Raw genomic sequence first — 25359 nt, 5'->3', positions numbered from 1 at the left:
AAGCTTCAAGCCGTGCGCCCTCGTTGCCCGTCACATGTCGACCCCTCACGGCCGACTGGGACGATGACCGAGGAGGACGACTGGTTCGAGCGCGCGCTCAGCGATCTCGACGAGGAGTCCGACGGCGACGACCGCGCCGACGCCCCCGGCGACACCGCTGACGACGACCGAGTCAATGCCGGGGAGCGGTCCGACAGCGACGGCGGCGGCGACCCCCACGCCGCGGCGGGGTCGGATCCCGACGGAGCCGATGCGGGCGACGGACCGGTCGAAGACGACCCGTTCGGCGGATTCCGAGCGACGTCCGGAGACGACGAGGGAGACGCCGAACCCACCGAGACGGCAGCCGACGCCGGGGACGCCTCCGGTGACGACGGCACGACGTTCGACGACGAACCGCCCGACGAAACCGATCCGTTCGGCGGTGAAACCGCCGACGATCCTGATCCCTTCGAAGGCGAGACGGCCGACGACACCGATCCGTTCGGAGGATACCGAGAGACGTCACCCTCGTCGGACGACGACTTCGGATTCGCGAACTTCGGTGGCGGGGGCGCGGGCGAGACGACCGGACCCGTCGGGGCGGACACCGCCGATCCCGCGGAGTTCGACGTCGACCCCGAGGAGTTCGAGTCGGCGATCCCGCGCGTTGACGTCGGGATCGAGGGGCTCGACGAGATGATCCTCGGGGGGATCCCCGCTCGGTCACTGATCTCGGTGATCGGGGGCGCAGGTACCGGCAAGACGACGTTCGCGCTTCAGTTTCTCAACGACGCGCTCGAATCCGGCGGCAAGGGCGTCTACATCACGCTCGAACAGACCCGCGAGTCGATCCTGTCGACGGCGTCGGAAAAGGGATGGTCCTTCGAGGAGCACGCCGCCGGAAACCGGCTCGCGGTCGTCGCCATCGACCCCATCGAGATGGCGAACTCGCTCGCCTCCATCCGGAACGACCTCACACGGCTCATCGCCGAGTTCGACGCCGACCGGCTGGTGCTCGACTCCGTCTCGCTTCTGGAGATGATGTACGATCACCCGGCGAAGCGCCGCTCCGAGGTGTTCGGGTTCACCCGGTCGCTGAAGGAGGCCGGCGTGACCACGCTTCTCACCTCCGAGGCCAGCGACGCGTCGCCGTACGCCTCCCGACACGGCATCGTCGAGTACCTGACCGACGCGGTGTTCGTGTTGCAGTACGTCCGAGGGTCGGACTTCCGCGAGACCCGGCTCGCCGTCGAGATCCAGAAGATCCGCGACGCGAACCACTCCCGGGAGACGAAGCCGTACGACATCACGGACACCGGCATCTCCGTGTACGACCAGGCGAACATCTTCTGAATTGGGGAGAGATCGCCGGCGACGCGGCCGGTTGTCCGTCGACACCCACTGACGCGTCCCCCGACGCCAATCGCTGTATCTGTCGACGCCAATCGACGCGTCCCCCGACGCCAATCACCGTGTCCGTCGACGCCAATCACCGTGTCCGTCGACGTCTATCGGCACCGTTTACGGAGCCGCGACCGTAGCCCCGCGCATGCCCGAACCGAAAGACGCGTTCGAGGAGACGTTCCCGTGTGAGTTTTACGAGCCCGCGGAGCTGTTCGACCCCGAGTTGATGTACACGATCCCGGAGATCGGCCGGCTGCTTCAGGGGCTGGAGCCGGGCGCCGACGTCGATCCCGACACTGAAGCCGTGCTGATCGACTGGGCGATCCCGTGGGTGATGAGCCACGCCGACGACATGGTGATAGCGGAGCCGCTCTCGGATGACGGCCCCGGCTACTACGGCCTCGATCCGGCCGCCGCCGAGTCGGCGTCCGAAGCGACGACCGACGACGAGACGGACAGTGACGAACCGGACAGTGACAAACCGGACAGTGACGAGACGACCGACGCCGACCCCGCCGAGTCGTGAGCGGGGAACAGCGCGGCGACGGCGCGCCGGTGTTTCTCGTCGCGGGCGGAGCGCGAATCGACGCGGGCAAGACGACGTTCTCGACCGGCCTCGTGCGCGCCCTCGCCGACCGCGTCGGCGACGCCGTCGGCGTCAAGCCCCGTGCCGGCAACGACTTCTGGTTCGACCACGACGACTACCGGATCGCGGCGGAGTCGGGACGCCTCTACGGCAAGGACGCCCGACGGCTCGCGGCCGCGAGCACGCGACCGCTCGCGGATGCCGCCGACGTGATCACGCCAGAGTCGATAAACCCGGTTCACCGGCTGTGGCTGCCGACGCCGGACCGGACCGGGATGCTCGGTGACGCCGACCGCACATTCCTCTGTGACCGGGTGACCACGCCCACGGCGATCGGAGACGACACGTCGGCGGACGCCGCGGCGGCGACGGAGACCCGGTTCGTCGTCAACGGCGCGGCCGAGTCGGCGGGCCTGATCCCGGACCACCTTGCGGACCGGCTCCCGGTCGCGGACGCGGCTCGCGTCGAGAGCGTGAGCGCGTTCAACGACGTGATGGCGGCCGCGTACCTCCCGGCGTTCGACCGCCTCGCGGAGCGGGCCGCGTCGACCGCGGCGGGCGGCGTCCCCGTCGTCGTCGAGTCGTACGCGGACGTCGCCGACCCGCTTCCGCGCGACGGTCCGGTCGCCCCCGACGCGGTCGCGGTCGTCGATCCGGGGCGAGCGCGGATCTACGCCGGAGGCCGATACGCGAAGGCGCGGGCGGTGGCGTCGGGAAGCCCCCGCGAGGGAACGCGCGAGGAGCACACGGACGCGGTGACGGGGATGATCGACCCGCTCGCGACCGTCGACCTGCCGGCGCTCGGCGGCGAGGAACGCGGCGACCCGGACCGCGTGGCGTCGGCGTACGGGCCGGCGTACGAGGCGCTGTTCGAGGCGGCTTGACGCATCGTAGAAATCGAGCCAGACTCGGGTCGCACCCGCGCCAGTTCGAGGCGCGTGGGCTAGGCGTTCCGCTTCGTGTAGTGGTCGATCGCCGATTCGATAGACGAGAGGTCGGCGGTCACCCGGCTGTCCGCGACGCGCATGAATCCGGGAGTGTACGACTTGGAGTAGTCGAAGAGCGCGTTGACGGCGCGCTTGGGAGCGGAGACGGCCGTGAAGTCGGTGACGGTGTACACGCGGGTCGTCGGGAACGCGGTCCAGAACGTGCCGCTGACCCAGCGGTCGTCGTCTTCGAACGTCGTGCCGACGCGGCCGGTCGCGACGTACTCGCCGTCGTGATAGAACAGGAGGAGGTCGCCGGACTCCATCCGGTCGAACGTCGAGCCGTTGCCGCTATCGTCGTCGACGGCCCACAGGCGGGCCTCGTCGACGTCATCGAGGGCGTCGGGGCGGTCGTCGTACTCGGTGAGATCGACCGCGGACCGGACCGTTCGATCGAAGTTTTCGGGATCGATCGGAACCAGAAAGACGTTCGCACTCATTGCACTCCAGTTTCGACGGGAGGGTTTTAAACCCGTCCGTTGTCGTTCTCGTCACTCACCCTCGTAGATTCGGTCCATGCGCGCCGCCATCACGAAGTCCGACTTGGCGAGTCCGTCGACATCGTGGCTCCACATCTCGACGCCGACTTCCCCCCACGAGAGTGAGATGTCGGGGTGATGCCACTCCGCTTCGGCGAGTTCGCCGATCTCGTTCGTGAACGCGAGCGCCGCCGCGAAGTCGTCGAACTCGTAGGTCGCTTCGAGATGGTGGCCGTCGACGACCTCCCATGCGTCGCCGAGGGCGTCGAGGTACTCGGCGTACTCCGTCTCGGTCAGCGGCTCGGCGCTCTCCTCGGGCGGGTCGACCGGGTCGTCCGCGAGCGACGATGGCATGGATCACGGTTGGGCGACGGACGATATGTACCTTCCGCACGTCGGGTTTTCCGCACGTCGGGTTTTCCGTACGTCGGGTGTGACCGGTCATCGCGGCCGGCCACTCGCGCGAGCGAGCGATTCGCAGTTTGACAAGCTTCAATACGACCCGTGACAGTGGGTAGCGTGGATGCAACTCTTCGCCTCGGCGTCGGACCGCCGTCGGGGACTACTCGCGCTGGCTGTCGTCGCAGCCGCATTCGCCGCCCTCTACCTCTTCGTCCGCGAGTACGCGGCGTTCATCACCGACGCCGAGGCCCTCCGCGTGTGGCTCCGTCAGTTCGGCGTGCTCGCCCCGCTCGTGTTCGTGCTCCTCCAAGCGCTCCAGGTGATCGTCGCGCCGATCCCGGGGCAGGTCGTCGCCTTGGTCGCCGGGTACCTCTTCGGCTCCGTCGCGGGCACCGTCTACAGTCTCATCGGCGTCCTCCTGGGCAGCGCCATCGCCTTCTCGCTCGCTAAGCGCTTCGGTCGCTCGTTCGTTGAGGACGTCCTCCACGAGGACGTGGTCGCCCGATTCGACGGCTTCGTCGACACCGTGGGCGTCCCCGGGCTGTTCGCGTTCGTGGTGATCCCCGGTCTCCCCGACGACGCGATCTGTTTCTTGAGCGGCCTCACGAAGTGGCGGCTCCCGACGTTTATCGCCGTCATCAGCGTCGGCCGTCTCCCCGCGTACGTGATAACCGTCTACGCCGGCGGACAACTGGCCGGCGGGCGGTTCCGCTCTGCGCTCGCGCTCATCGGGATCGTCGTCCTCGCGTCCGTCGTCGGCTACTACAAGCAAGAGGCCGTGCGGGACCTCGTCGCGCGGCTCGAACCGCGGCTCCCGTTTTGACCGAGCGAGTCCCGACCGTGTCGGGCCGGCGGCCGACGGACTGTCCCCGGAGTCACTTCCACTCGTCCGTATCGGGCCGCGACTGGAGTTCGCCCTTCGCTCGCCGGCGTCCCGGCCAGAACGTGAGCCCGAGCGCGGCGGCGTAGTACAGCCCCGCGCTCGCGAGCACGACGCCGCCCGGTAGCTGTCCCACCGCCGCGGCCTCGACCACTCCGGCCGACGACTCCGCGAACACCGTCAGCCGAACGCCCCACGACCCGATCAGCACGGAGATCAACGCGAAGTAGACGCGCTGGAGCCGCCGTGACACCGCCTCGACGAGCGGCGTTTTCACCGCCGGCTCGCGGAGGTCATCGCTGAGGAGTTCGCGCCAGTTGCGCTGTTTGACTCCCTCCGGATCCAGCGCGTTCGCGAACACGTTCTCTTCGAGCAGCCGCACCCGAGAGCGCCAGATGTCGTACACGCGGTAGCGGCGGGCCTCGATCCCCAAGAACACGGTCACCATCGCGACGCCGACGAGCAGGACGTAGTGCGGCCGTGCGCCTCCCGAGAAGGCCCAGGTGAGAAGCGTCGCCACCAACACGACGGCCCAGTTGGTCGTCCGGTCGATTCGAGTTCGCCACGACGTCGTTCGTCCGAGTTCGCCGCGGTACGTGTGTGCCATGAGCGAGAGGAAATCGGAGCGGTCGCTCGCCGCCTCGCCCGCCACCTCGCGCTCTTCCGGCGCTTCCGGGTCGAAGTCCGCGGTCGGGTCTGGCATGCGACCCCGTACAGCCACCAGACTGGTAAACGTGCGTGCTGTCAGTGACCACCGAGTGACGTCGTCGGCTTCCTCCTTTCCGCTGTGAGCCGGCCGACTCGCCGGAGACGGGTCACCCCCACGTCCAGAGGGCGTCGAGCACGAACCGGTAGACGCCGCTTATGAGGATGGCGGCGGCGTTTCCGACGAGATACAGGATTCCCGCCCACTCGACGAGCGCGAAGAGCACGGCGAGCTGGATCGGGATCGCGGTCCCGCGCACGAGGTTCGTTTTGAAAAGCCCGAAGAGGTACTCGGAGACTCCCGTGTTCTGACTCGCCTGAAACGTCCACGCGTTGTTGAACACGTACGACAACACGATCGTGATCTCGATGGCGACCGTCGCGCCGATCAGGTAGTTCACCCCCGCGGCGTCGACGAACGTCCACAAGAGCGCCATCTGAATCCCGGCCGTGACCGCGCCGACGATGACGAACCGACGGAGTTGAACGGCGATCGGTCCGCTCGCGAGGTCGCGGAGGATCGCCCGTAGCATCACCGATACCCGAGCGCCTCCAGTCGGGCCTCGAGGTCGGCGTCGACGTCGTCTCCGTCGTCTCTCGCCGCCGCGGCCTCCGCCTCTCGGTCACGGAGTTCCGCGGCGTGTTCGGCGGCGATCGGCGCGAAGCGCTCGATGACGGCCCGCTGCTCCTCGGTCGGATCGGCGGACAGGTCCGCCTGCTGTGTCGGATCTGACGGCCTGTGGTACAGCTCGGTGTCCCTCTCGTCGACGTTCTCGATGTACGTCCACTCGGCGTCGCGGACGCTCACGAGCAGGTCGCCGTCGGCCATCGACCGCGGGATCGGCTGTTCCGTCACCTCCTCGCCCCGCACCGTCACGGAGACGACGGGGTCGTCGTCGAGGGATCCCTCGCCACGAACCGCCGGCACGGCCGACTCGCCGCGCCAGTCGTCCGGCGCGTCGACGCCCAAGAGGTCGGCCACGGTCGGGGGAACGGCGTCGAGCCCGACGTGTTCGGTGACGCGGCGGCCGCCGTCCGTACCGGGGGCGTTCACGATGAGCGGCACGGAGATGAGCTCGTCGTACAGCTTCGGGTAGTGGGCGAGGTGGCCGTGTTCTTGGAACTCCTCGCCGTGGTCGCCCGCGACGACGATCGCGGTCTCGTCGGCGATGCCGGCCGCATCGAGCGCGTCGAGCAACCGTCCGACGCTGGCGTCGACCTGTCGGACCGTCGCCTGATACAGCGTCCGCAGCTCGTGGAGGGTCCGCTCGCCGACCTCCCAACCGAGGCTCGTTCGGGTGTGCGCGTGCAGCATGCGATGGGTTCCGACGATCCCGTCGGACACCTCGCGAATGTATCGCGGCGCGGGCACGTACGGCGTGTGGGTGTCCATGTAGTGGACCCAGAGGAAGAACGGGTCGTCGGTGTCGTCGATGAACCCCGTCGCGGCGTCCTCCACGTCGAACATCCGCGAGGCGTCGAGGAACGGTCGGTCGTCGCTCTCGCCGCGGAACTTCGAGCCGAGCCGGCGGATCGGCGAGGTCGCGAGCTGTATCCACGCCTCGATGGTCGGATGCGCCGCGAGGTACCGGCTGTACCGGCTCGATCCGACGCTCGTGACGAACGGCTCGAACTCGTCGAACCCCTCCGGATACCCCCAATGGGAGGTGAGAAAGCCGTTCGCGGCGTTGAATCCCGCGGTCGCGAACCCGGCGTCGGAGAGCACGGACGCGAGCGTCTCGGCACCCCGAACGCCGATGTCGCCGTTGCGGGCGAAGACGGGTTCGGAAGCGAGGATGGAGGGGAACGAAAAGGGCGTCCAGTTGCCGGTCGCGAAGGCGTTGTCGAACACGGTGCCGCCGTCGGCGAGGCCCTGCAACACCGGCGAGTGGCGGTCATCGTCGTACGGCGCGATCGCGTCTGCCCGGAGCGAGTCGATCGTGACGAGCAGGACGTTCGAGACGTCGGGACGGTCGGCGTCCGGTTCCGACGACGCGCCGGCGCTGTCGAGGTCGCCCGCCGAGCCGTTCGTTTCCTCCGGTGCTGTCCCGTCCGGTGATGACGTGTTCGATGCCATGGTGTGCGATCCGCGCGTTCCGACGCGGCCGAAACGTCGGCCGACCCGGACAGATGCGACGGACCCCCCCGGCCCGACCGAACTTCGCTTCGCCGGTCGAGCCGAGCTGATCCGCGCTGTCCCGGTTCGATCCGGTGTCGTCCGATCTGTCCCGTCCGCCGCAGGCGACATCTCCACCGCGTCCGGGCCGAGCGTCAGAATCGCTAGTCTACCCGAACGGGCGATTGCCAGCGGCTTGAGGATTTCGATTGCACCGACCCCCGCACACGAACGTACCTATTTGCCGCTGGCGACCGACCATCCGGTATGCGCGAAGCCGGCGGCGAGCCGAGTGACGGGACCGGCCCGAACGACGGAACTGGCCCGAACGACGGAATCGACGCATCTGCCGTGCGGGATGTCGACATCCTCGCCGAGCCGGTTCCGGGCGACGAGATCCCCGATTCGGTACCCGGCGAGTCGCGAGCTGTGGAGACGAACGGGGTCCGGCTCCACGTTGTCGAGGCCGGTCCCGAAGACGGGAAGCTCCTAATCTTACTCCACGGGTTCCCCGAGTTCTGGTACGGCTGGCACGAGGCGATCGCGCCGCTCGCGAACGCGGGCTACCGGGTCGTCGTCCCGGACCAGCGCGGATACAACTGCTCCGAGAAGCCGCCGGCCGTGCGCGACTACCGGATCGGCGAACTCGCGCGGGACGTGGTCGGGCTGATCGACGCCTACGGGCGGGAGACGGCGGCGGTCGCCGGCCACGACTGGGGCGCGGCGGTCGGCTGGTGGCTCGCGCTCCACCACGCGGAACGCGTCTCGGAGTTCGTTGCCGTCAACGTTCCGCACCCGACCGTGTTCGAGCGGGAGCTTCGCGGCTCGTGGGACCAGCGGCTCAAGAGCTGGTACGTCCTCGCGTTCCAGCTTCCGAGGGTGCCAGAGGCCGTCGCCCGCGCCGGGAACTGGCGGCTCGCGGTGCGCGGTCTCCGCGAGTCGAGTCTGCCCGGAACGTTCGACGACGAGGATCTTAGGCGGTACCGCCGGGCGTGGAACCGCGACGGCGCGTTCGAGGCGATGGTGAACTGGTACCGTGCGATCGTCCGCGAGCGCCCCTCGCCCGAACGGACCACGGTGGAGGTCCCGACGCTCGTTATCTGGGGCGCGAGAGATCGGTTCCTCACCAGACGGATGGCCGGACGGAGCGTCGAGCACTGCACCGACGGGCGGCTCCTCACGCTGGAGACGGCCACTCACTGGGTCGTCCACGAGGAGCCGCACCGCGTCGCCGAGGCGATCGCCGACCACGCCGACCCGCTGCCGCCCGCCGCGCGCGAATGATTTAGGTGTCACCGCCGCGGACGGGCGGTCATGACGATGGACCGATACGCGGACGCGGTCGACGACCTGCAACCGGATCGGGGCGCGGTCGAGACGGCCGAACTGGTCGTCACCGACGACGTGCTCGTGAAGGCGTTCGTCCTCGGCCCCGGGGCCGCGATCGACCCGCACGAGCACGGCGACGCGACGAACGTCTTCCATGTGATCGACGGGGAGCCGACCGTGATCCGCGGCGACGCGTCCGAGCCGCTCGCGGCCCCTGCGGTGGTGCCGAACGAGCGCGGCGTCGTCCACGGGCTCAGAAACGACACCGACGAGCGCGCCGTGGTCACGGCGAGCCTCTGTCCGCTCCCCTGATGGTCGACGAGATCGACCCCGCCGACCTCGCGGCGCTGTCCGACGACGAGCGGCGCGAGATGCGGATCGTCGACATCCGCGACCGACGCGCGTTCGACCGCGGACACATTCCGGGGAGCGAGTGTATTCCCTTCCCGGAGTTGTCGACTCGGATCACGGAACTCTCGGGCGCGTCTCGCGTCGTCACCGTCTGTCCCCACGGGATCGCGAGCCAGCAGGCCGCACAGCTGATCGGGAGCTACGCCGACGCGCAGGACGCGCGCGTCGAGAGCCTTCGCGGCGGGCTCGAAGCTTGGGGACGCGAGGGCGTCGACGTGGTCGCCACGTCGGACGATGGCGATTCCGGCGAGCGACCCGACGACGAGTCCGGGGCCACCCCCGACCCCGGCGACGGCGACGAGGGCCCCGAGGCACCGTTCTAGCTGGTTCTGTGTTCAGATCGCGTGGATCCGCGCCGTCCAGAAGTCCCGGAACGCGTCGTCGAGCGCGTCTCTCGGGCTCCCAGTCGCGTCGGAGACGTCGGTGACGTCCGCGTGCTGGCGAACTCGACCGAGGACGCTCCGCTCGCCGACGACGATCGTTCGGTCTATGTCGTCCCCGTTTACCGTCTCATCCTCCGCGTACTCGGCGATCACGTCGATGGCGTCGTCGAGATGCTCGTCGATCTGTCCCTCGCGCCGGCGCTCGAACCGCCCTTGCGAGAACCCGCCCTTCGAGTGCGCCGACTTCACTTCGGACGTGAACCCCTCGAAGTCGACGCGTTCGCCGTCCTCGTACACGCCGAGCGCGAAGGTGTCCGAGCGGACCACCGCGAAGACGAGTCGGCCGGTCGGCCGGAACCACGACTGTTCCAGCCGGAACCGGTCGTCCCAGCCGTCGAACGCCGCCGGCTCGACGGCCGGCGTGATCGCGGCGCTCACCGCACCGGTGTCGTCCGCGAGCACCACCGCGGGGGCGGCCCGCCGCACCAGCGCGGTCCGCTCTCCGAACCAGTCGGAGACGCTCTCCGGGACGGCGTTGGCGTCGGGAACGAACGCCGTGAGAAGTCCCTCGGGGTTGTCGCTCTCCATGGCCCGAAGCCTCCCGAGTGCGTCGTCGAGGCGCGTGCCGCGCGCGTCGCTCACGCGACGGAACTCGACTGCGGCCTCGTCGCCGCCCGTTCGCTCCAGCCGCTCCTCCAGCGATTCGATCCGGTGTTCGAGTTCGTTCACGCGCTCCTCGGCGCGCTGGCGGTCGGCGACGGCGTCGGAGCGCCGCTCCTCTTCGGCCTCGGCGCGGCGTTCGAGGTGGCGGTTCGCCTCTTCGAGCTCCGCGATCCGCTCTTTGAGTTCGGCCCGACCGAGCAGCCGGTCTATCATACCGACTCCGGGACGCCCGACGACCTAAAAGGTGCGTCCGTCGGGCCGGCAGTCGGGTCCGTTACGGGCGACCCGCTCGCGCGGCCGCGACCGCTTCGGTCGCGCGAGCCGAGAGCGGCGACGCACCGTCGAGAGGGAAGCGATTAGTCGCCGCCGCCGAAAGTGCGAGTATGGATCCGACGGAGCCGATCGAGACCACGGCCGCGTTCCGCGGGCTGGAGAGCCGCGCGTCGGGACGCGTCCACGAGACGGCCGACCCGACGAGCGTTCCGGACGACGAGCAGGCGCGGGGGCTCGACCCCGTCTACGACTACGACGCGGTCGATCCCGAGGCGCTTCTGTCGCCGGGGCGCGACGGTCCAGCCGGAGCCGGGCGCGGTCACTGGCGCTTCGACGCCCTGCTCCCCTTCTCTGCCGACGCGGCGCTCTCTGCGGGCGAGGGGGCCACGCCGCTCGTACCGACTGAGCGGCTCGCGGACGAGCTCGGCGTCGAGGCGGTGTACGTCAAAGACGAGGGACGGAACCCCACCGGTACCGTGCTCGACCGCGGGCTCTCGGTCGCGCTCACCGCGGTCGCGGCTCGGGCGGAAGCGGGCGCGGACGTGGAGCCGCTCGCGTGCGCGAGCCCCGGCAACGCCGGGCAGTCGATGGCGGCGTACGCGGGCCGGGCGGACCTCCGGTCGTACGCGTTCGTCCCCTCGCGCTGCGCGTTCTCGAACAAGGCGATGACGAACGTCCACGGCGGCGACATGCGCGTGGTCGGCGGGCGGTTCCCGGACGCCGCAGAGGCGGTCGACGACCAGCTGGAGACGGAGTACACCGACCTCGGCGAGTTCGCGACGCCGTACCGCCACGACGGGGTGAAGACGCTCGCGTTCGAACTCGTCGCCGACCTCGGTGCGGCCCCCGACGTGGTCGTCGTCCCGACGGGCACCGGCGAGGTCGTCGCCGGGGTTCACAAAGGCTTCCGAGAGCTGGAGCGGGTGGGCGCGATCGAGACGGGGCCGAAGGTCGTCGCGGCGCAGGCGGCCGGCTGCGCGCCGATCGCCGCCGCGTTCGAGCGCGGCCTCGACGAGCCCGAGCCGTGGGAGACGCCAGACACGATCTGCGGCGAGCTGGAGATCGCAGACCCCGCGGGCGGGGCGGCCGCGCTGGAGGCGATCCGAGAGAGCGGCGGGACGGCGGTCGGCGTCGCAGACGAGGACGTGCTCGCGAGCGCGGTCGCCGTCGCACAAAATGAGGTCATGGAGATGGGCGCGACCGGCGGTGCCGCGCCAGCCGGCGCGTGGGCGCTCGCCGAGGACGACTTCTTCGACGGCACGGAGACGGTCGTCCTCCTCAACAGCGACGCGGGGCTCAAGACGCCGGATGTGCTTCGGAGCCACCTGATGGGCCAAGGAATCTGAGCCCGATTGGGCGGACAACCGGCGATCGATCCCCTGCCAGTCCCGCGATCCGCTCCGGGGAACCGTTTTTACGTGCCCCCGCGTACGTTCGAGTATGTACGTCCGCGACGCCAAGAACCGTGACGAGGCGTGGTTACTGGACGCGATCGAGCGGCTCGGGCTCGACGACGTCGCCTTCCGGTCGCGGGACTACGTGATCGCGGTCGACCAAGACTCCGGCGACCGCGCGGGGTTCGGTCGGCTCCGTCTCCACCGCGGCGACGACGACGAAGCGGACCGGATCGAACTCACGGGGATCGGGGTGCTCCCCGAGTGGCGCGGCCGCGGCGTCGGAGCGCACGTCGTCGAGCGGCTCGTCGACACCGCCGACGCCGAGGGGTTCGAGACGGTGTACGTGCTCACCGACCAGCCCGAGTACCTGACGCAGTTCGGCTTCAAGCGCGTCGACACCGACGAACTCCCGCCCGCGCTCTCCGACCGGCTGACGGAGAAGCGGGAGTTCCTCGGCGGCGGCGTCACCGGGCTCGAACTCGCCGTCGACGAGTTCTCGATGGCTGACCGGTTCCGCGAGGCGTTCAAGGCCGCTGAGCCCGCGGACGCCGCGGACGACGACACGGTAGAGTCGGCGGAGGACTTCGGCATCGACCCCGACTCGGCGACGTACAAGTACGACACCGGGCGGTGAGGCGGGCGGGGTCGCGCCGGTCGACCGCCGTCGCGCGGGTCGACGCCGAACACAGCCTTCAAGACGCCTGTCTGCCGATATGCGTCCAGTGACGACCGATCTCTTCACGGTGCTTTTCGGCGACCCGTTCGCCGTGATGAACACGGTCGGCCTGATCGCGTTCGCGCTCGTCGGGTCGACGAAGGCGATCCGCGAGGAGTTCGATTTGTTCGGGATCACGGTCGTCGGGCTCGCCATGGCGTTCGTCGGGGGCGTCACGCGTGACCTCCTCGTGACGCGCGTGCCGCTCGCGCTGCAGTCGCCGATCGAGATCGGGCTCGGACTGCTCGGCGTCGGCTTCGCGGTCGGGTTGCGCGTCGTGCTCGCGTCGCCGGACACCCACCCGATCACGGTCGTCTCGGACGCCATCGGCCTCGGCGCGTTCGCCACGACGGGGGCGATCGTCGCGACCGGAGCGGGCGTGTCGGCGTTTGGCGTCGTCGCCGTTGCGACGATCAACGCGGTCGGCGGCGGCGCGTTCGCCGACATCCTTCTCGATCGATCCCCGTTCATCCTCTTCGACGACTTCTACGCGAGCTGTGCGGTGTTGGGCGGCGGCGCGTACTGGCTCGTGACCGCCGTCGGCTTTCCGGGGAGCACCGCCGCCGCGGCGTGCGCCGCGGTGACCGTCGGGACTCGGCTCGCCGCGGTCGCGTACGGCTGGGAACTCCCGACGATACAGGCGCTCGGGATCGCCGGCAGGTGACCGCCGCGGTGCGGCGGCGGCCCGCTCGATCGAGCCCGCCGACGGGACACCACCGTTATCGGTCCGCCGCCCGACTCCGTCGAACATGGACGACCTGATCGAAGTCGCCCGCGACGCGCTCCGTGACGCGCACGTCCCGTACTCCGAGTACCGCGTCGGTGCCGCGCTCCGAACCGCGGACGGAACCGTGTACACGGGCTGTAACATCGAGAACGCAAATTACTCCAACAGCCTCCACGCCGAGGAGGTCGCGGTCGCGGAGGCGGTGAAGAACGGCCACCGGGAGTTCGACCGGATCGCCGTCTCCTCCGGGGTTCGCGACGGCGTCACCCCCTGCGGGATGTGTCGGCAGACGCTCGCCGAGTTCGCCGCCGCGGACCTCCTCGTCGTCTGTGACGAGGGCGACGGCGAGACGAGCGAGTACACGCTCGGCGAACTGCTGCCGAACGCGATACACGAGGGCACGCTCGACGACGCGCGGAACCGGTGAGTTCGAAGCGCGGCCATCGGCGCAGGCACCCTGATCGGGAACCGCTCTCCGAGCCGGAACTCCTTTTAAATGCCTCGACGATGGTTCTGGGACATGACTGACGAGCGCGGCGCGAGCCCCGGCGACAGCGAAGATCCCAGCGACGAGGTACAGTACCACGTCGAGGTGGGACCGGACGACGTCGCCGACGCCGTCCTCCTTCCCGGAAATCCCGAGCGCGTCGACACGATCACCGCGCTGTGGGAGGACGCCGAGGAGGTCGCCTCCCACCGCGAGTACCGCACCGCGACCGGGAGCTACGACGGCACGCGGATCTCCGTGACCTCCACCGGAATCGGCTCGCCGTCCGCCGCCATCGCCGTCGAGGAACTCGCGCGCGTCGGCGTCGACACCTTCGTTCGCGTCGGCTCCTGCGGCGCGATCCGGCCGGAGATGGACGTCGGCGACCTCGTCATCACGACCGGGGCGGTCAGACAGGAGGGGACGAGCGATGAGTACGTGCGCGAGGACTACCCGGCCGCGGCCGACGGGGAGGTCGTCTCCGCGCTCGTCGCCGCCGCCGAGCGGCTCGGGTACGACTACCACACCGGGGTCACGATGAGCGCCGACTCCTTTTACGCCGGGCAGGGCCGTCCCGGCTTCGAGGGATTCGAGGCGGCCGGGTCGGACGAGTTGGTCGCGGAACTGCGAGAGGCGAACGTGAAGAACATCGAGATGGAGGCGTCGGCGATCCTCACGATCGCGAGCGTCTACGGACTCCGGGCCGGGGCGGTCTGTTCCGTCTACGCCAACCGGGCCACCGGCGAGTTCCGGACGGAAGGCGAGGCGCGCGCGTCCGAGACGGCGAGTCTCGCGGTGGCGCTTCTCGCCCGCATGGACGAGGTCAAACGCGAGGCCGGCGCTGACCGCTGGCACGCCGGATTGTCGCTGTAATCGATCGAATCGCGACCGTTCCAAAGCGACTTTACCCGCGCGCGTCGGACTGGCAGGCATGACTACCCAGATCGTCGTCGTCGGCTCCGGGTACGCCGGTGCCGGGGCAGTGAAGGCGTTCGAAGACGAGGTAGGCGAGGGCGAGGCCGAACTCACCTGGATATCCGAACACGACTATCACCTCGTGCTCCACGAGGTCCACCGCGCGATCCGCAACCCCGCGGTCGAAGACAAGATCACGATCCCGGTCGACGAGATCAAATCACCCGAGTCGACGTTCGTGCAGGGCCGCGTCGTCGACGTCGACGTCGACGACCGCGTCGTCGAGACCGACGACGGGACGACCGTCGATTACGACTACCTCCTCTTGGCCGTCGGATCCACGACGGCCTTCTTCGGCATCGAGGGGCTCGAAGAGAACGCCCACCAGCTGAAGGGCCTCGACGACGCGAAGGCGATCCACGAGGACATCCGCTCGGCCGCCGCGGAGGCGACGCGTTCCGATCCGGTCGAGGTCATCGTGGGCGGTGCCGGTCTCTCCGGAATCCAGACCGCCGGCGAGATCGCCGAGTACCGCGACAAACACCGCGCACCGATCGAGGTCACGCTGGTCGAGGGACTCGACGAGATATTCCCCAACAACGACCCGCAGATACAGGGCGCGCTGCGTCAGCGAGTCGAGGACGCCGACATCGACATCCGCACCGGCGACTTCATTTCGAAGGCCGACGAGGACACCGTTTACCTCGGCGGCGGCGAGGACGAAGCGCCCGAGGAACTGGACTACGACGTGCTGATCTGGACCGGCGGCATCACCGGACAGCCGGAGATCGAAGACGTCGACGTCGAGAAAGACGAGCGCTCACATCGCGTCCACGCCGGCTCCGATTTCACCACCAGCGACGACCGCGTGTTCGCCATCGGCGACACCGCCTTAGTCGAGCAGGGGGACGACGACGTGGCTCCGCCGACCGCACAGGCCGCCTGGCAGGCCGCGGAGGTCGCCGGCGAGAACCTCGCGCGCGCCGCCCGCGGCGCGCCCCTCAAGTCGTGGACGCACGAGGACAAAGGCACCGTCATCTCCGTCGGCGAGGAGGCCGTCGCACACGACGTGATGGGGATGCCGATCCAGACGTTCGGCGGCACGCCCGCGAAGCTCCTCAAGAAGGCCATCGCCACGCGCTGGATCGCCAAGGTTTCCTCGGCCGGACGCGGCGTCAGCGCGTTCGGCGACATGTAGGAGACGGCGAACGCGCTTCGGGTCGAACACACGCGAATCATGTTCGGTGATTGACCCGATTCCGCCGTTGTGTTTTACACGATGTGACCCAGCGACACCGCCGCCTCTGGTCGACGCGTACTGTGAGCGGCGGTTCTGATCTGCGAAAATCGAGAGAGAGCGAGAGAGAAGACGCTCCGGCCGCGTGCAGCGGGGTAGCTCACCCGCGTCGGAGACGGTAGTGTGCTTCGCGTTCAGTGTTCGGCGGGCTCGTCGGGCGCGCGCATGTCGTCGATGCGGAGGATGAGGACGTTCGCGGTGTCGTCTTTGCCGTCGACCGTGCCGTCGATGACGAGTTTCGAGAGGGGCGTCGGGCCGACCGTGACGGAGTCGCCGTCGTGGAACTCGCGAACGGAACCCTGGACGTGGATCTCGGCGCGACACAGCTCGGGGTGGTGGACGCTGGAGAGGTCTATCCCGTCGACGTTGACGCCCGTTTGCTCCTCGCCCTCGTGAAAGATCGGCACGTCGGCGGGCTCGTCCATCCGCTGGATGTCGAGCGCCTCGTACGCGTTCGAGGTGGGCTTGTAGCCGCCTTTCGGCCCCGGTACGCCCTCGACCAGCTGGAGAGCTTTGAGGCTCTGCATCTGATTCCGGATTGTGCCCGGGTTGCGGTCGACCTCCTCGGCTATCGCCTCGCCTTTGACGGCGTCTTCCTGTTCCCCGTACAGGTTGATGAGGGCCGAGAGGATGCTCTTCTGACTCGATGTGAGTTCGATCGATGACATACGACCGAATACAGGTCGGTACCGCTTAAATGCGATGGAACCCCGTTATAAAAACACGTACGCACCGCTAGCTTCCGTAGCGTCTGCGGAGCCGGAGGTACGCGATCGGACTCGACAGCGCGACCACGACGCCGACGCCGACGAGCGCCAGTCCGAGGTCGGCGGTGAAAAACGACACCGCGGCCCCGACCAGCCCGATCACGGCACCGGTGAACGCGACGACGATCAGCCCCGCCATCGGCGTGATGGACGAGGGATCGATGTCGGTCGGATCGTACTCGTCCGGTTCCGCGTCGCTGTCGGCCGCCTCGTTCTCGGACTCCACGCCGTTTGCGGGGTCGTCCCCGGCGTCGCTCATGCCCCGCGGTTCGACGCCCAGCGTGAAAACGGTGTGCGGTCGCCGAGACGGGCACGGCGGTCGCCGAGAGTACGCTCGCTTCCCGACCCCGACAATTCAAGCGCCGGCGCGTCCGGCGTTCGGGTATGACCACAGTCAGGATCATCGGCGCGCCGACCGACTACGGGGCGAACCGGCGGGGCGTCGACATGGGGCCGTCAGCTATCCGATACGCCGGCCTCGCCGATCAACTGGAGAGGGCGGGGATCGACCCGGTCGACGCGGGCGACCTCGCCGTCCCCCGCGCCGAAGAGCGCGACCCGGACGCGGACACCCCGAGCGAGTGGAACGCAAAGTTCCTCGGGGAGACGGCCGATGTCTGTGGCCGCCTCGCCGAGGAGGTGAGCGACACGCTCGCGGCCGGCAGCGTCCCGCTTGCGCTCGGCGGGGATCACTCGATCGCCATCGGGTCGCTCGTCGGGTCGGCGCGCGACGCCGAGATCGGCGCGGTGTGGTTCGACGCCCACGCCGATCTCAACACTCCGACGACGACGCCGTCGGGGAACGTCCACGGGATGCCGCTCGCGGCCGCGCTCGGGATCGGCGCGTTCGCCGACACCGAGTGGGCGAACGCGCCGGGCCTCTCTCCGGAGAACGTTGCCTTAGTCGGCCTCCGATCCGTCGACGGCGCGGAGGCCGACCTCCTCCGCGAGCGCGAGTTCACCGTCTACACGATGTCCGACATCGACGAGCGCGGGATCACGGCCGTGACGGAGGAGGCGATGGCGACCGCCGCCGCGGACGTCGACGGAGTTCACGTCAGCCTCGATCTCGACTGGCTCGATCCCAACGAAGCGCCCGGGGTCGGGACGCCCGTCCGCGGCGGCGTCACCTACCGAGAGGCCCACAGCGCGATGGAGATCGTCGACGAGACCGCCTCCCTCAGATCGATGGAGCTCGTCGAGGTGAATCCCACGCTCGACCAGCACAACGAGACGGCCGAACTCGCGACGGAACTCGCCGCGAGCGCGTTCGGTAAGCGGGTGCTCTGACCCGCGTCACTCGCCAGTGAGCGCCTCGCTCGCGGGCGCGAACTCGATCGTCTCGCCCCGTCCCGCGTCCGTCGCCCGCTCGTAGAGCATGTGCGCGGCCGCGACGGTCTCGATCCCGGTCCCGCCCGAGTCGAACACCGTGACCTCCTCGTCGGTCGTCCGTCCCGGATGTCGGCCGGCCACTACCTCACCGAGGTCTGCCGCGACGTGGTCGTCGCCGATCAGGCCGGCAGACCGCGCCGCGAGGAAGGAGCCGGCGTCTTGCGTCGCCCGCTCGCGGATGTCGGGAACGTAGGTGGCCCGAGCGACGAGTTCGGGCGGTAGCTCGTTCTTCTCCGGATCGTACTGCCCCATCGCGGTGACGTGCGCGCCGGGCGCGACGTCGGTGTCCTCGATCACAGGATCGCTCGCCGTCGTCGCGGTGATTATCACGTCCGCTCCGTCGACCGCCGCTCCGGCGCTCTCGACCGCCGAGACCGTCGCGTCGAGGCGGTCATCGAACGCGGCGGCGAACGCCTCCCGGCTCTCCGCCGTCGGGGAGAAGACGCGGACCGACTCGAAGGCCCGGACCGTCGCGGTCGCCGCGAGCTGACCCCGGGCCTGCGCGCCGCTGCCGATCACGGCGATCTCGGTCGCGTCCTCGCGAGCGAGCGCGTCGACGGCGACGGCACCGGCCGCGCCGGTCTTGAACGGGTTCATCGACGCGCCGTCGAGCAGCGCGAGCGGCTCGCCCGAGTCGGCGTCGAAGAGCGGCGTCATAAACCAGGCGTCGCGGGAACCGAACCCGGCCGAGTAGGTGTACCCGCCCATCGCGCCCGTCTCCGGGAGGATCGCGGCGTACGTCGTCAACATGCCGGCGGGGTCGCGGTTGGGAAGCAGCGTCCGCGGCTCTGCGGGCGCGCCCTCGCCGACCTGCCGGTAGCCGTCGCGGACGACCGCCACGTAGTCGGTCGGCTCGGCGAGGTCGTCGATGTCGGCGCTCGTGAGAAACAGCGTGTCGGTCATACTCGAACCGTCGGGCCCCGGGAACTAAACCCTGCAGGGACCGCGTGCTCAGTCTGACGCCCGGCCGGTCGTCGGCTCTCGCGGCCCTCCGTCTGACCGGGCACCGCCCACGTCACTGGGCCGAATCGGAGCCCGGACGAACATCGCGTGGACCATTATCACCCCCGCGACGAGCGCGCCTCCGGGGAGCGCGGCCGTCGTCGGCACCCCGGCCAGATAGAGCGTCGCAGTCACGCCGATCAATGCGGCCGGAATGAGTCCGAGGACGTAGTCGTAGTACCCACTCATACTCGCTTGGATCTAAGACAAAATGACTATTAAATTTTTCTCGTGGTTCCCCGTTACGCTGAGTGTGAGTACAGAAAATTGATCCATAAGTTATAGAGCGCATCAGGAGAGGGTGGGGTCGGTTTCTAGGACGGGTCGTCCGGAGTCGAGAAACGAGGGGGTGCGGAGAGCGACCGGACGCGACGGGCCTACCGCACGCGGAAGTACAGCGCGCGCCAGCCGCCGAGGAACACCGATCCGGCCACGAGCATGACGACGGCGAAGCTCACCTCTGCGCCCCCACGGAAGACCAACGCGCGGAGCGCGAGCGCGAGAACGGCGGCCGGGATCCACGACCGGACCGCGAGCGGCACCGACGACTTCGCTGTCTCCGCCGCCCCGGCGGAGTATGCGCCCACGAGCGGGGCGATCAGGATCCACGCGATCAGGAACGGCGCGTAGACTCCGGGCAGGTATAGGGGGTTCGCCGTGAGGAACCCGATCGAGGTGTGGTTGAGCGTACCGATGGTCAACATGACCATCAACGCGAGCAGATCCCCGATCAGGAGCGGCGCGGCGGCGCGGTCGAGACGATCCGAGAGGAACGACGGGGCGTCCATATCGACCAGTCGGGGACGCCCCTACTTTGTACGCACGGATCCGGTCGAGGGAATCACTGAGACATACCTATTCGTACAGCGGGTGCTCCTCGCAGAGTTCGGCGACGCGCTCGCCGACCTCGTAGATCACGTCGTCGCTCTCGACGTTGTCGACGACCCGGTAGATGAGATCGCCGACCTCCGCCATCGCGTCCTCGTCGAACCCGCGAGTCGTGAGCCCGGCGGTGCCGGCGCGGATCCCCGAGGGATTGAACGGCGACCGCGTCTCGCCCGGCACCGTGTTCCCGTTGAGGACGATGTTCGCGGCGGCGAGCGCGTCCTCCGCGTCGCCGCCCGGGAGGTCCGGGTGCGAGTCGCGGAGGTCGGCGAGCACGAGGTGGTTGTCGGTGCCGCCGGAGACGAGAGAGAGACCGTGGTCCTGTAGCGTCTCGGCGAGGACTTGGGCGTTCGCGACGACCTGTTCGGTGTACGCCTCGAACTCGGGCGCTAACGCCTCCTTGAACCCGACGGCCTTGCCGGCGATGTTGTGCATGAGCGGGCCACCCTGCCCGCCGGGGAAGACGGCCTTGTCGATGTCGTCGGCGAACTCCTCGTCGCACATCACGATCCCGCCGCGGCCGGCGCGGATCGTCTTGTGGGTCGAACCTGTGACGAAGTCGGCGATCCCGACCGGTGAGGGATGCACGCCGGTGGCGACGAGCCCGGTGATGTGGGCGATGTCCGCGAGGTGGTAGGCGTCGACGGCGTCGGCGGCCGCCTGAATGCGGTCCCACTCGACCGTCCGCGGGTACGCGGAGTATCCGGAGACAATGATGTCGGGGTTGAACGACTCCGCGGCGGCGCGCAGCCCCTCGTAGTCTATGTAGCCGGTGTCGGGGTCGACCTCGTACTGCTCCACGTCGTAGATCTGTCCGGTAAAGTTCGCCGGGTGACCGTGCGAGAGGTGACCGCCGTGGGTGAGGTCCAACGAGAGGATCTTGTCGCCGGGGTCTAACACCGCGTAGTAGACGGCCTGATTCGCCTGCGTCCCCGAGTGCGGCTGGACGTTGACGTGGTCTGCGCCCCACAGCTCCGTCGCGCGTTCGATCGCTAACTCTTCTACGTCGTCGGCGTACTCGCAGCCGGCGTAGTACCGGGATCCCGGATACCCCTCGGCGTACTTGTTCGTGAGGACGCTCCCCTGCGCCTCTAAGACCGCCTCGCTGACGTGGTTCTCGCTCGCGATCATCGCGAGGGTCTGCTCCTGTCTGTCGCGTTCGCCGGCCAGCGCGTCGGCGACCGCCGGATCGACGTCCCGGACGTGCTCTGTGTCCATGCACGAACGCCGGTCCGATCGCGCATTAATCCTTGCGTAACGCCGCCGGACGGGGACCGGTCGCACGGGCGGCGGCGACGCGGCTTGCGGCCGCGCTACGAACTCCGCCGATATGCCGTGTTCGCCCCGCTCAGACGCTATTCGCAATTGTTCACTCACCACCTCCCGTTAATATTAAATATACATACGCCATTTATTCGAAGACATCTATGGTATCGAATTTATTAGAAGCCGACGTGGAACGCGTCCTCGACGCGGCCTTCGTCGGGAACGACGAGGAAGTGGTTGTCGTCGACCCGTCGGCGGAGACGATCGCGTCGCTGATCGAGGCGGCGACAACTCGCGAGGACCTGCCGCCGATGTCGATGCTGGCCACCGACAGCGAGCTCGCGAGCGTGATGGACGATTTCCTCGCCGCGTCCACGGCCGCCGACCTCGTCGCGGACGAGACGCTCGGAATTCGCTTGCTTCCCGACGACGTCGACAACGCCCTGTTCGTGTCGCCGTCGAAGCTCGTCGTGCTCGTGAGCGCCGACGAGCGCGTCGCGGCGCTGTCGACCGACGACGATGAGTTCGTCACCGAGGTGTTCGAGACCAACCGCGCGTCCTTCGAGGACGCCGCGGAGTACGACCTCCGAACCCCGGCGATCAGCCGCGTTCGCGAGACGATGGCGGCCGAGATCGACGAGGCCACGCGGGACGATTTCGACGCGCTCCTCGCCTCGGTCGAGGCTGCCCGCGGTTCCGACGTCATTGACGAGGTGACCGCCTCGCTGCTCGTGGCCGCGAAAAACGACGTGCTCCTCTATGATATCTCGAAGTGGGGCGAAGACGTCGGTATCGCCTCGAAGGCAACGTTCTCGCGGACGAAGACGCGACTCGAAGACGCGGGACTCGTCGACACGGAGAAAGTCCCGATCGACGTCGGTCGCCCCCGGCTCCGGCTCAAACTCGGCGACGAGCGCCTCCGCGGCGTCGACGCCGCGGGCCTCGCCGACGTCGCGACCGAGATGCTCCCGTCACGCTCGTAGATACCGATCGGTCGGTCTCGGCCGTCAAATCGCGCGACTGCTCGACAAGCTAGTCAGTCCGAAATAAACTCGTTGTCGCGCCAGTTGACGCCGCCGTCCCCGTCGCCCGCTCCCTGTGGGCTCTCGACGACTTCGATGCTGGCCGGGCGGGCCTCACCCTCGACGATGCGGGTCGCCTCCAGCTCGTCTCCCTCCTCCGTGATCGCGGTCAGCGTGCCCTTCTCCGAGAGCAGCGCCAGTTCGCGGAGCACGAGGAACATGGGATACTGGAGCGCGGTGTTCTGAAGGACGGTCTCGCGGTCGCCTTTGAAACACGCGAACTCGACAAGCTCGGAGGGGATCTCCTCTTCCTCGTCGTCCATCCACTGCGGGCCGCCGGCGCGCGGCGGCTCTTCTTCCCACACGCGGGTCTCCGTGACGGACGCCTTGAGCTGTGCCGTCGGGGTGTATTTGCTTATCGACTCGTCGTCGGACAGGGCTTTGATGATGAGAGTGTTGTTTCGACGCGTGATGTCGATGTCGTCGATCTCCGCGGGCAGATCGGGATCTTCTTCGAAGAACGTCTCAACGTCTTCGAGGGGCAGTTCGAGCGTCGAATGAAGTCTGAACACGCGGCCTGTCATTGTTGGGTGGGTGAGGTGGAATCGAACCGGTCGTCGGACCGACAGCGGCAACGGCTGCACCTACCTGACGTAGGTGCCGTGGGTTTATATGGCCTACCCTTCGAGCATCGTCGATCGGACGCACTGGCGCGTCTCGGACGCGCCCGCTAACGCGAATCCGCGCGACGGTCACTCGGCTCCGAGCTCTGCGGCCAGCTCGCCGCGCTCTTCGAGTTCGCCGAGAACGTCGCTGCCGCCGACGAACTCGCCGTCAACGAACGTCTGCGGGATGGTCTCCCAGCCGCTGTGGGATTCGAGCGCCTCGCGGTACTGCGGGAGCGCGGGGAGCACGTCGACCGTCTCGAACTCCTCGACGTGCTGTGAGATGAGTTCGACCGCGCGCTGTGAGTAGCCGCACTGGGGCATCAGGCGGTTCCCCTTCATGAAAAGCACCACGTCGTTGTCGGCGATGGTCTCTTCGACGCGCTGTTCGATCTCTTCGGAGTCGGCGTCGGCTTCGGGACTGAACGTCATGGGAACCCGTACGCGACGGCGAGGCAAATGGGTTCCGCACACGCCGCAGAGGCGATCGCAGTCGGCACACCGCTGTGATCGCACACGCCGCGAGCCTACTCCTCGCGGTCGACGCGCACGACGTCCACGAGCGAGTACACCGGCACGCCGTCGATCTCGTCGAACCCGCGCTTATCGACGAGGACGACGCAGGCGACCGGCTCGCCGCCCTGCTCGCGGATCGCGTCGATCGACTCGCGCATCGTCGTCCCCGAAGTGATGATATCGTCGACGACGTAGCAGTCGCGGTCGCGGATCCCGGCGAAGTTTCGCGAGAAGCCGCCGCCGTGCTCATCGATGTCTCCCTCCTCCCACTGGTGTTTCGCCGGCGCGTACGTTCCGAGGTCTGTGTCGAGCTGGCCGGCGACCGCGGTCGCGAGCGGCGCGCCCGCCTTCTCGATGCCGACGGTGAGGTCCACCTCCTCGCCCTCTTTCGCCAGCAGGTCCGCCATCGCGCTCGCGGCGTATCGGAGCCGGGTCGAGTCTCGGCCGAGCGCCGACCAGTCGACGTGGATGTCGGCGGTCGACGTGGACGCCGCCGCCTCCGCGGTGTCGTTCCCCCCGGCGCGCTCGACGAGCCAGCTCGCCGTCTCGCGCGAGACGTTCAGTTCGTCCGCGATCTCCCCCTTCGAGAGGCCCCGCTCCGCGAGTTCCGCCGCGCTGTCTATCAGGTCGTCAACGTTCTTCATATGCGTCGAATTCGACCGCCGTTTTAATAGTCGTGTCGTCATCCGCGAACGCGGCCTCGAACTCGTCGAGGCCGTAGACGCCGGTGACGAGGTCGCCGAGGAACCGGGTATCGAAGCGGGAGAGCGACTCGACGGCCGCCTCGAAGTGCTCGGTGCCCGAGTTAACGCTGCCGACGAGCGCCTTGTTGTGAAGCACGAACTCGCGGTGGAGCCGCCCGCCGTCGACCGAGAACTCCCAGTCGCCGGGGACGCCGAGCAGCGCGCCGACGCCGTTCGGGGCGAGCGCCTCGATCGTCTCGAAGGCGTGCGGGGCGTAGCCGGTCGCCTCGAAGACGAAGTCCATCGGCTCGTAGACGTCCGGCACGTCTGGTACCGCCGTCTCGTTCGAGTTCACGTACGTCGCGCCGAGCGACTCGATGATGTCTATCGTCGGGTCCGGACGCTCGCGCCGGCCGAGACAGTGGACTCGGTCGAACGACTCGTCGAGCGTCGCGACCGTGAGCAGCCCGAGCGACCCGTTGCCGAGCACCAGCGCAGATTCCGGCTCCCAGTGGAACGCGGACCGGCTGGCGTGGGCGTGTTCGATCGCCTTCTCGGTGATGGAGATCGGCTCGACGAGGAATCCCCACTCGGCCAGCGCCGGCGGGATCTCGACGAGGAACGCCGCGGGGCTGGTGAAGTACTCGGCCATGAACCCGTGCGCGCCGACGATCCCGCGCTCGTGGTACTCGCCGTCCGGTGCCATGTCCGGCTCACCGCGAGCGAAGTACTCGTTCGCGCCGTTCGGCGGCCGGCGGACCGTCGGCACGACGACGTCGCCGGCCTCGAACGGCGTGTCGTTCGGGTCTTCCACGACGCCGACCGCCTCGTGGCCCAACACGAGGTGGTCTTCGCCCGCCGGCGCGTCCCCGTGCCCGCCGGCGATGACCTCGTGGTCCGTCCCGTCGACCCCGACGCGGAGCGTGCGGACGAGCGCCTCGCCGGCCGCAGGCTCCGGTCGCGGCTTCTCCGTCACGACCGGCTCGTCGGCCCCTTCATACACGGCGATCGCGTTCATACACCG

General features: G+C 68.7%; 31 protein-coding genes. 15 read left to right on the top strand and 16 right to left on the bottom strand.

Annotation, left to right across the window (positions count from 1 at the left end; genetic code table 11):
- Positions 1–63 precede the first annotated feature (63 nt).
- The 3 genes from EP28_RS02505 (at position 64) to EP28_RS02495 (ending at position 2856) form a co-directional block, all read left to right on the top strand.
- Positions 64–1335 (top strand): KaiC domain-containing protein, encoded by a 1272-nt coding sequence (locus EP28_RS02505; RefSeq protein ID WP_049982418.1) that lies wholly within the window; start codon positions 64–66, stop codon positions 1333–1335.
- 196 nt (positions 1336–1531) lie between these two features.
- Entirely contained in the window at positions 1532–1912 is a 381-nt protein-coding gene (locus EP28_RS02500; protein ID WP_049982417.1) for a DUF5827 family protein, read from the top strand.
- Positions 1909–2856, top strand: coding sequence for an ATPase (locus EP28_RS02495; RefSeq protein WP_049982416.1), 948 nt, complete (start codon positions 1909–1911; stop codon positions 2854–2856). Before EP28_RS02500 ends, EP28_RS02495 begins: the two co-directional genes overlap by 4 nt.
- Positions 2857–2915: 59 nt before the next feature.
- Here EP28_RS02495 and EP28_RS02490 read toward each other — a convergent pair whose 3' ends face one another.
- Both EP28_RS02490 and EP28_RS02485 read right to left on the bottom strand, forming a co-directional pair.
- Entirely contained in the window at positions 2916–3398 is a 483-nt protein-coding gene (locus tag EP28_RS02490; protein ID WP_049982415.1) for a hypothetical protein, read from the bottom strand.
- Between the two features lie 51 nt (positions 3399–3449).
- Complete coding sequence (locus tag EP28_RS02485; protein WP_049982414.1) at positions 3450–3791, bottom strand: 4a-hydroxytetrahydrobiopterin dehydratase; 342 nt, start codon at positions 3789–3791, stop codon at positions 3450–3452.
- 169 nt (positions 3792–3960) lie between these two features.
- Here EP28_RS02485 and EP28_RS02480 point away from each other — a divergent pair, with 169 nt between their 5' ends.
- The gene (locus EP28_RS02480; protein ID WP_049982413.1) at positions 3961–4662 is read left to right on the top strand and encodes a TVP38/TMEM64 family protein; all 702 of its coding nucleotides are present in this window, start codon (positions 3961–3963) and stop codon (positions 4660–4662) included.
- Positions 4663–4714: 52 nt separating this feature from the next.
- On the opposite strand, the gene EP28_RS02475 is transcribed toward EP28_RS02480, so the two are convergent.
- From EP28_RS02475 to EP28_RS02465, 3 genes are all read right to left on the bottom strand, one after another.
- Positions 4715–5422 (bottom strand): DUF2270 domain-containing protein, encoded by a 708-nt coding sequence (locus EP28_RS02475; protein WP_049982412.1) that lies wholly within the window; start codon positions 5420–5422, stop codon positions 4715–4717.
- A gap of 112 nt (positions 5423–5534) precedes the next feature.
- The gene (locus EP28_RS02470) at positions 5535–5957 is read right to left on the bottom strand and encodes a GtrA family protein (RefSeq protein ID WP_049982411.1); all 423 of its coding nucleotides are present in this window, start codon (positions 5955–5957) and stop codon (positions 5535–5537) included.
- Entirely contained in the window at positions 5957–7501 is a 1545-nt protein-coding gene (locus EP28_RS02465; RefSeq protein WP_049982410.1) for a sulfatase family protein, read from the bottom strand. Before EP28_RS02465 ends, EP28_RS02470 begins: the two co-directional genes overlap by 1 nt.
- Positions 7502–7807: 306 nt before the next feature.
- Here EP28_RS02465 and EP28_RS02460 point away from each other — a divergent pair, with 306 nt between their 5' ends.
- From EP28_RS02460 to EP28_RS02450, 3 genes are read left to right on the top strand one after another with little or no spacing between them, the layout of a single operon-like run.
- A complete protein-coding gene (locus tag EP28_RS02460; RefSeq protein ID WP_080506025.1) occupies positions 7808–8824 on the top strand; it encodes an alpha/beta fold hydrolase in 1017 nt (338 codons plus the stop codon).
- Positions 8825–8854: 30 nt separating this feature from the next.
- Complete coding sequence (locus EP28_RS02455) at positions 8855–9181, top strand: cupin domain-containing protein (protein WP_049982409.1); 327 nt, start codon at positions 8855–8857, stop codon at positions 9179–9181.
- Positions 9181–9603 carry a rhodanese-like domain-containing protein gene (locus tag EP28_RS02450; protein ID WP_049982408.1) on the top strand — a complete coding sequence of 141 codons (423 nt, stop codon included), beginning with the start codon at positions 9181–9183 and terminating at the stop codon, positions 9601–9603. The genes EP28_RS02455 and EP28_RS02450 overlap by 1 nt, the downstream gene beginning before the upstream one ends.
- 12 nt (positions 9604–9615) lie before the next feature.
- Here EP28_RS02450 and EP28_RS02445 read toward each other — a convergent pair whose 3' ends face one another.
- Positions 9616–10539, bottom strand: coding sequence for a Vms1/Ankzf1 family peptidyl-tRNA hydrolase (locus tag EP28_RS02445; RefSeq protein ID WP_049982407.1), 924 nt, complete (start codon positions 10537–10539; stop codon positions 9616–9618).
- Positions 10540–10709: 170 nt separating this feature from the next.
- On the opposite strand from EP28_RS02445, the gene EP28_RS02440 reads away from it, so the two are divergent.
- From EP28_RS02440 to EP28_RS02415, 6 genes are all read left to right on the top strand, one after another.
- Positions 10710–11945 carry a pyridoxal-phosphate dependent enzyme gene (locus EP28_RS02440; protein ID WP_049982406.1) on the top strand — a complete coding sequence of 412 codons (1236 nt, stop codon included), beginning with the start codon at positions 10710–10712 and terminating at the stop codon, positions 11943–11945.
- Between the two features lie 94 nt (positions 11946–12039).
- Positions 12040–12630, top strand: a complete 591-nt coding sequence (locus EP28_RS02435; RefSeq protein WP_049982405.1) for a GNAT family N-acetyltransferase — start codon at positions 12040–12042, stop codon at positions 12628–12630.
- 136 nt (positions 12631–12766) lie between these two features.
- Complete coding sequence (locus EP28_RS02430) at positions 12767–13375, top strand: trimeric intracellular cation channel family protein (protein ID WP_394297590.1); 609 nt, start codon at positions 12767–12769, stop codon at positions 13373–13375.
- 85 nt (positions 13376–13460) lie between these two features.
- A complete protein-coding gene (cdd, locus tag EP28_RS02425; RefSeq protein ID WP_049982403.1) occupies positions 13461–13865 on the top strand; it encodes a cytidine deaminase in 405 nt (134 codons plus the stop codon).
- 93 nt (positions 13866–13958) lie between these two features.
- On the top strand, positions 13959–14798 hold the full coding sequence (locus EP28_RS02420; protein ID WP_049982402.1) for a nucleoside phosphorylase: 840 nt from the start codon (positions 13959–13961) through the stop codon (positions 14796–14798).
- A 58-nt stretch (positions 14799–14856) separates the two neighbouring features.
- Entirely contained in the window at positions 14857–16038 is a 1182-nt protein-coding gene (locus EP28_RS02415) for an NAD(P)/FAD-dependent oxidoreductase (protein WP_049982401.1), read from the top strand.
- 233 nt (positions 16039–16271) lie between these two features.
- On the opposite strand, the gene EP28_RS02410 is transcribed toward EP28_RS02415, so the two are convergent.
- Both EP28_RS02410 and EP28_RS02405 read right to left on the bottom strand, forming a co-directional pair.
- Entirely contained in the window at positions 16272–16805 is a 534-nt protein-coding gene (locus tag EP28_RS02410) for an Rrf2 family transcriptional regulator (RefSeq protein WP_049982400.1), read from the bottom strand.
- 67 nt (positions 16806–16872) lie between these two features.
- Positions 16873–17163 carry a hypothetical protein gene (locus EP28_RS02405; RefSeq protein ID WP_049982399.1) on the bottom strand — a complete coding sequence of 97 codons (291 nt, stop codon included), beginning with the start codon at positions 17161–17163 and terminating at the stop codon, positions 16873–16875.
- A 125-nt stretch (positions 17164–17288) separates the two neighbouring features.
- On the opposite strand from EP28_RS02405, the gene rocF reads away from it, so the two are divergent.
- Positions 17289–18194, top strand: a complete 906-nt coding sequence (gene rocF / locus EP28_RS02400) for an arginase (protein ID WP_049982398.1) — start codon at positions 17289–17291, stop codon at positions 18192–18194.
- 6 nt (positions 18195–18200) lie between these two features.
- Here the strand turns inward: rocF and EP28_RS02395 are convergent, their stop codons facing one another.
- From EP28_RS02395 to glyA, 4 genes are all read right to left on the bottom strand, one after another.
- On the bottom strand, positions 18201–19199 hold the full coding sequence (locus EP28_RS02395; protein ID WP_049982397.1) for an ornithine cyclodeaminase family protein: 999 nt from the start codon (positions 19197–19199) through the stop codon (positions 18201–18203).
- 48 nt (positions 19200–19247) lie between these two features.
- A complete protein-coding gene (locus EP28_RS02390; RefSeq protein WP_049982396.1) occupies positions 19248–19487 on the bottom strand; it encodes a DUF8015 family protein in 240 nt (79 codons plus the stop codon).
- Positions 19488–19675: 188 nt separating this feature from the next.
- Entirely contained in the window at positions 19676–20086 is a 411-nt protein-coding gene (locus EP28_RS02385; RefSeq protein ID WP_049982395.1) for a DUF3054 domain-containing protein, read from the bottom strand.
- A 67-nt stretch (positions 20087–20153) separates the two neighbouring features.
- The gene (gene glyA, locus EP28_RS02380; RefSeq protein WP_049982394.1) at positions 20154–21401 is read right to left on the bottom strand and encodes a serine hydroxymethyltransferase; all 1248 of its coding nucleotides are present in this window, start codon (positions 21399–21401) and stop codon (positions 20154–20156) included.
- A 209-nt stretch (positions 21402–21610) separates the two neighbouring features.
- On the opposite strand from glyA, the gene tbsP reads away from it, so the two are divergent.
- Positions 21611–22432, top strand: coding sequence for a transcriptional regulator TbsP (gene tbsP, locus EP28_RS02375; protein WP_049982393.1), 822 nt, complete (start codon positions 21611–21613; stop codon positions 22430–22432).
- A 53-nt stretch (positions 22433–22485) separates the two neighbouring features.
- On the opposite strand, the gene EP28_RS02370 is transcribed toward tbsP, so the two are convergent.
- The 4 genes from EP28_RS02370 to EP28_RS02355 form a co-directional block, all read right to left on the bottom strand.
- Entirely contained in the window at positions 22486–23055 is a 570-nt protein-coding gene (locus tag EP28_RS02370) for a DUF7110 family protein (protein WP_049982392.1), read from the bottom strand.
- Between the two features lie 168 nt (positions 23056–23223).
- Positions 23224–23568, bottom strand: a complete 345-nt coding sequence (locus EP28_RS02365) for a glutaredoxin family protein (protein WP_049982391.1) — start codon at positions 23566–23568, stop codon at positions 23224–23226.
- 95 nt (positions 23569–23663) lie between these two features.
- Complete coding sequence (gene gfcR, locus EP28_RS02360; RefSeq protein ID WP_049982390.1) at positions 23664–24296, bottom strand: transcriptional regulator GfcR; 633 nt, start codon at positions 24294–24296, stop codon at positions 23664–23666.
- Positions 24283–25353 (bottom strand): glucose 1-dehydrogenase, encoded by a 1071-nt coding sequence (locus EP28_RS02355; RefSeq protein WP_049982389.1) that lies wholly within the window; start codon positions 25351–25353, stop codon positions 24283–24285. The genes gfcR and EP28_RS02355 overlap by 14 nt, the downstream gene beginning before the upstream one ends.
- Positions 25354–25359 lie beyond the last annotated feature (6 nt).

It is taken from the genome of Halorubrum sp. BV1 (assembly GCF_000746205.1).
Lineage (GTDB): Archaea > Halobacteriota > Halobacteria > Halobacteriales > Haloferacaceae > Halorubrum.
This window is presented reverse-complemented; position numbering and strand designations above follow the sequence as displayed.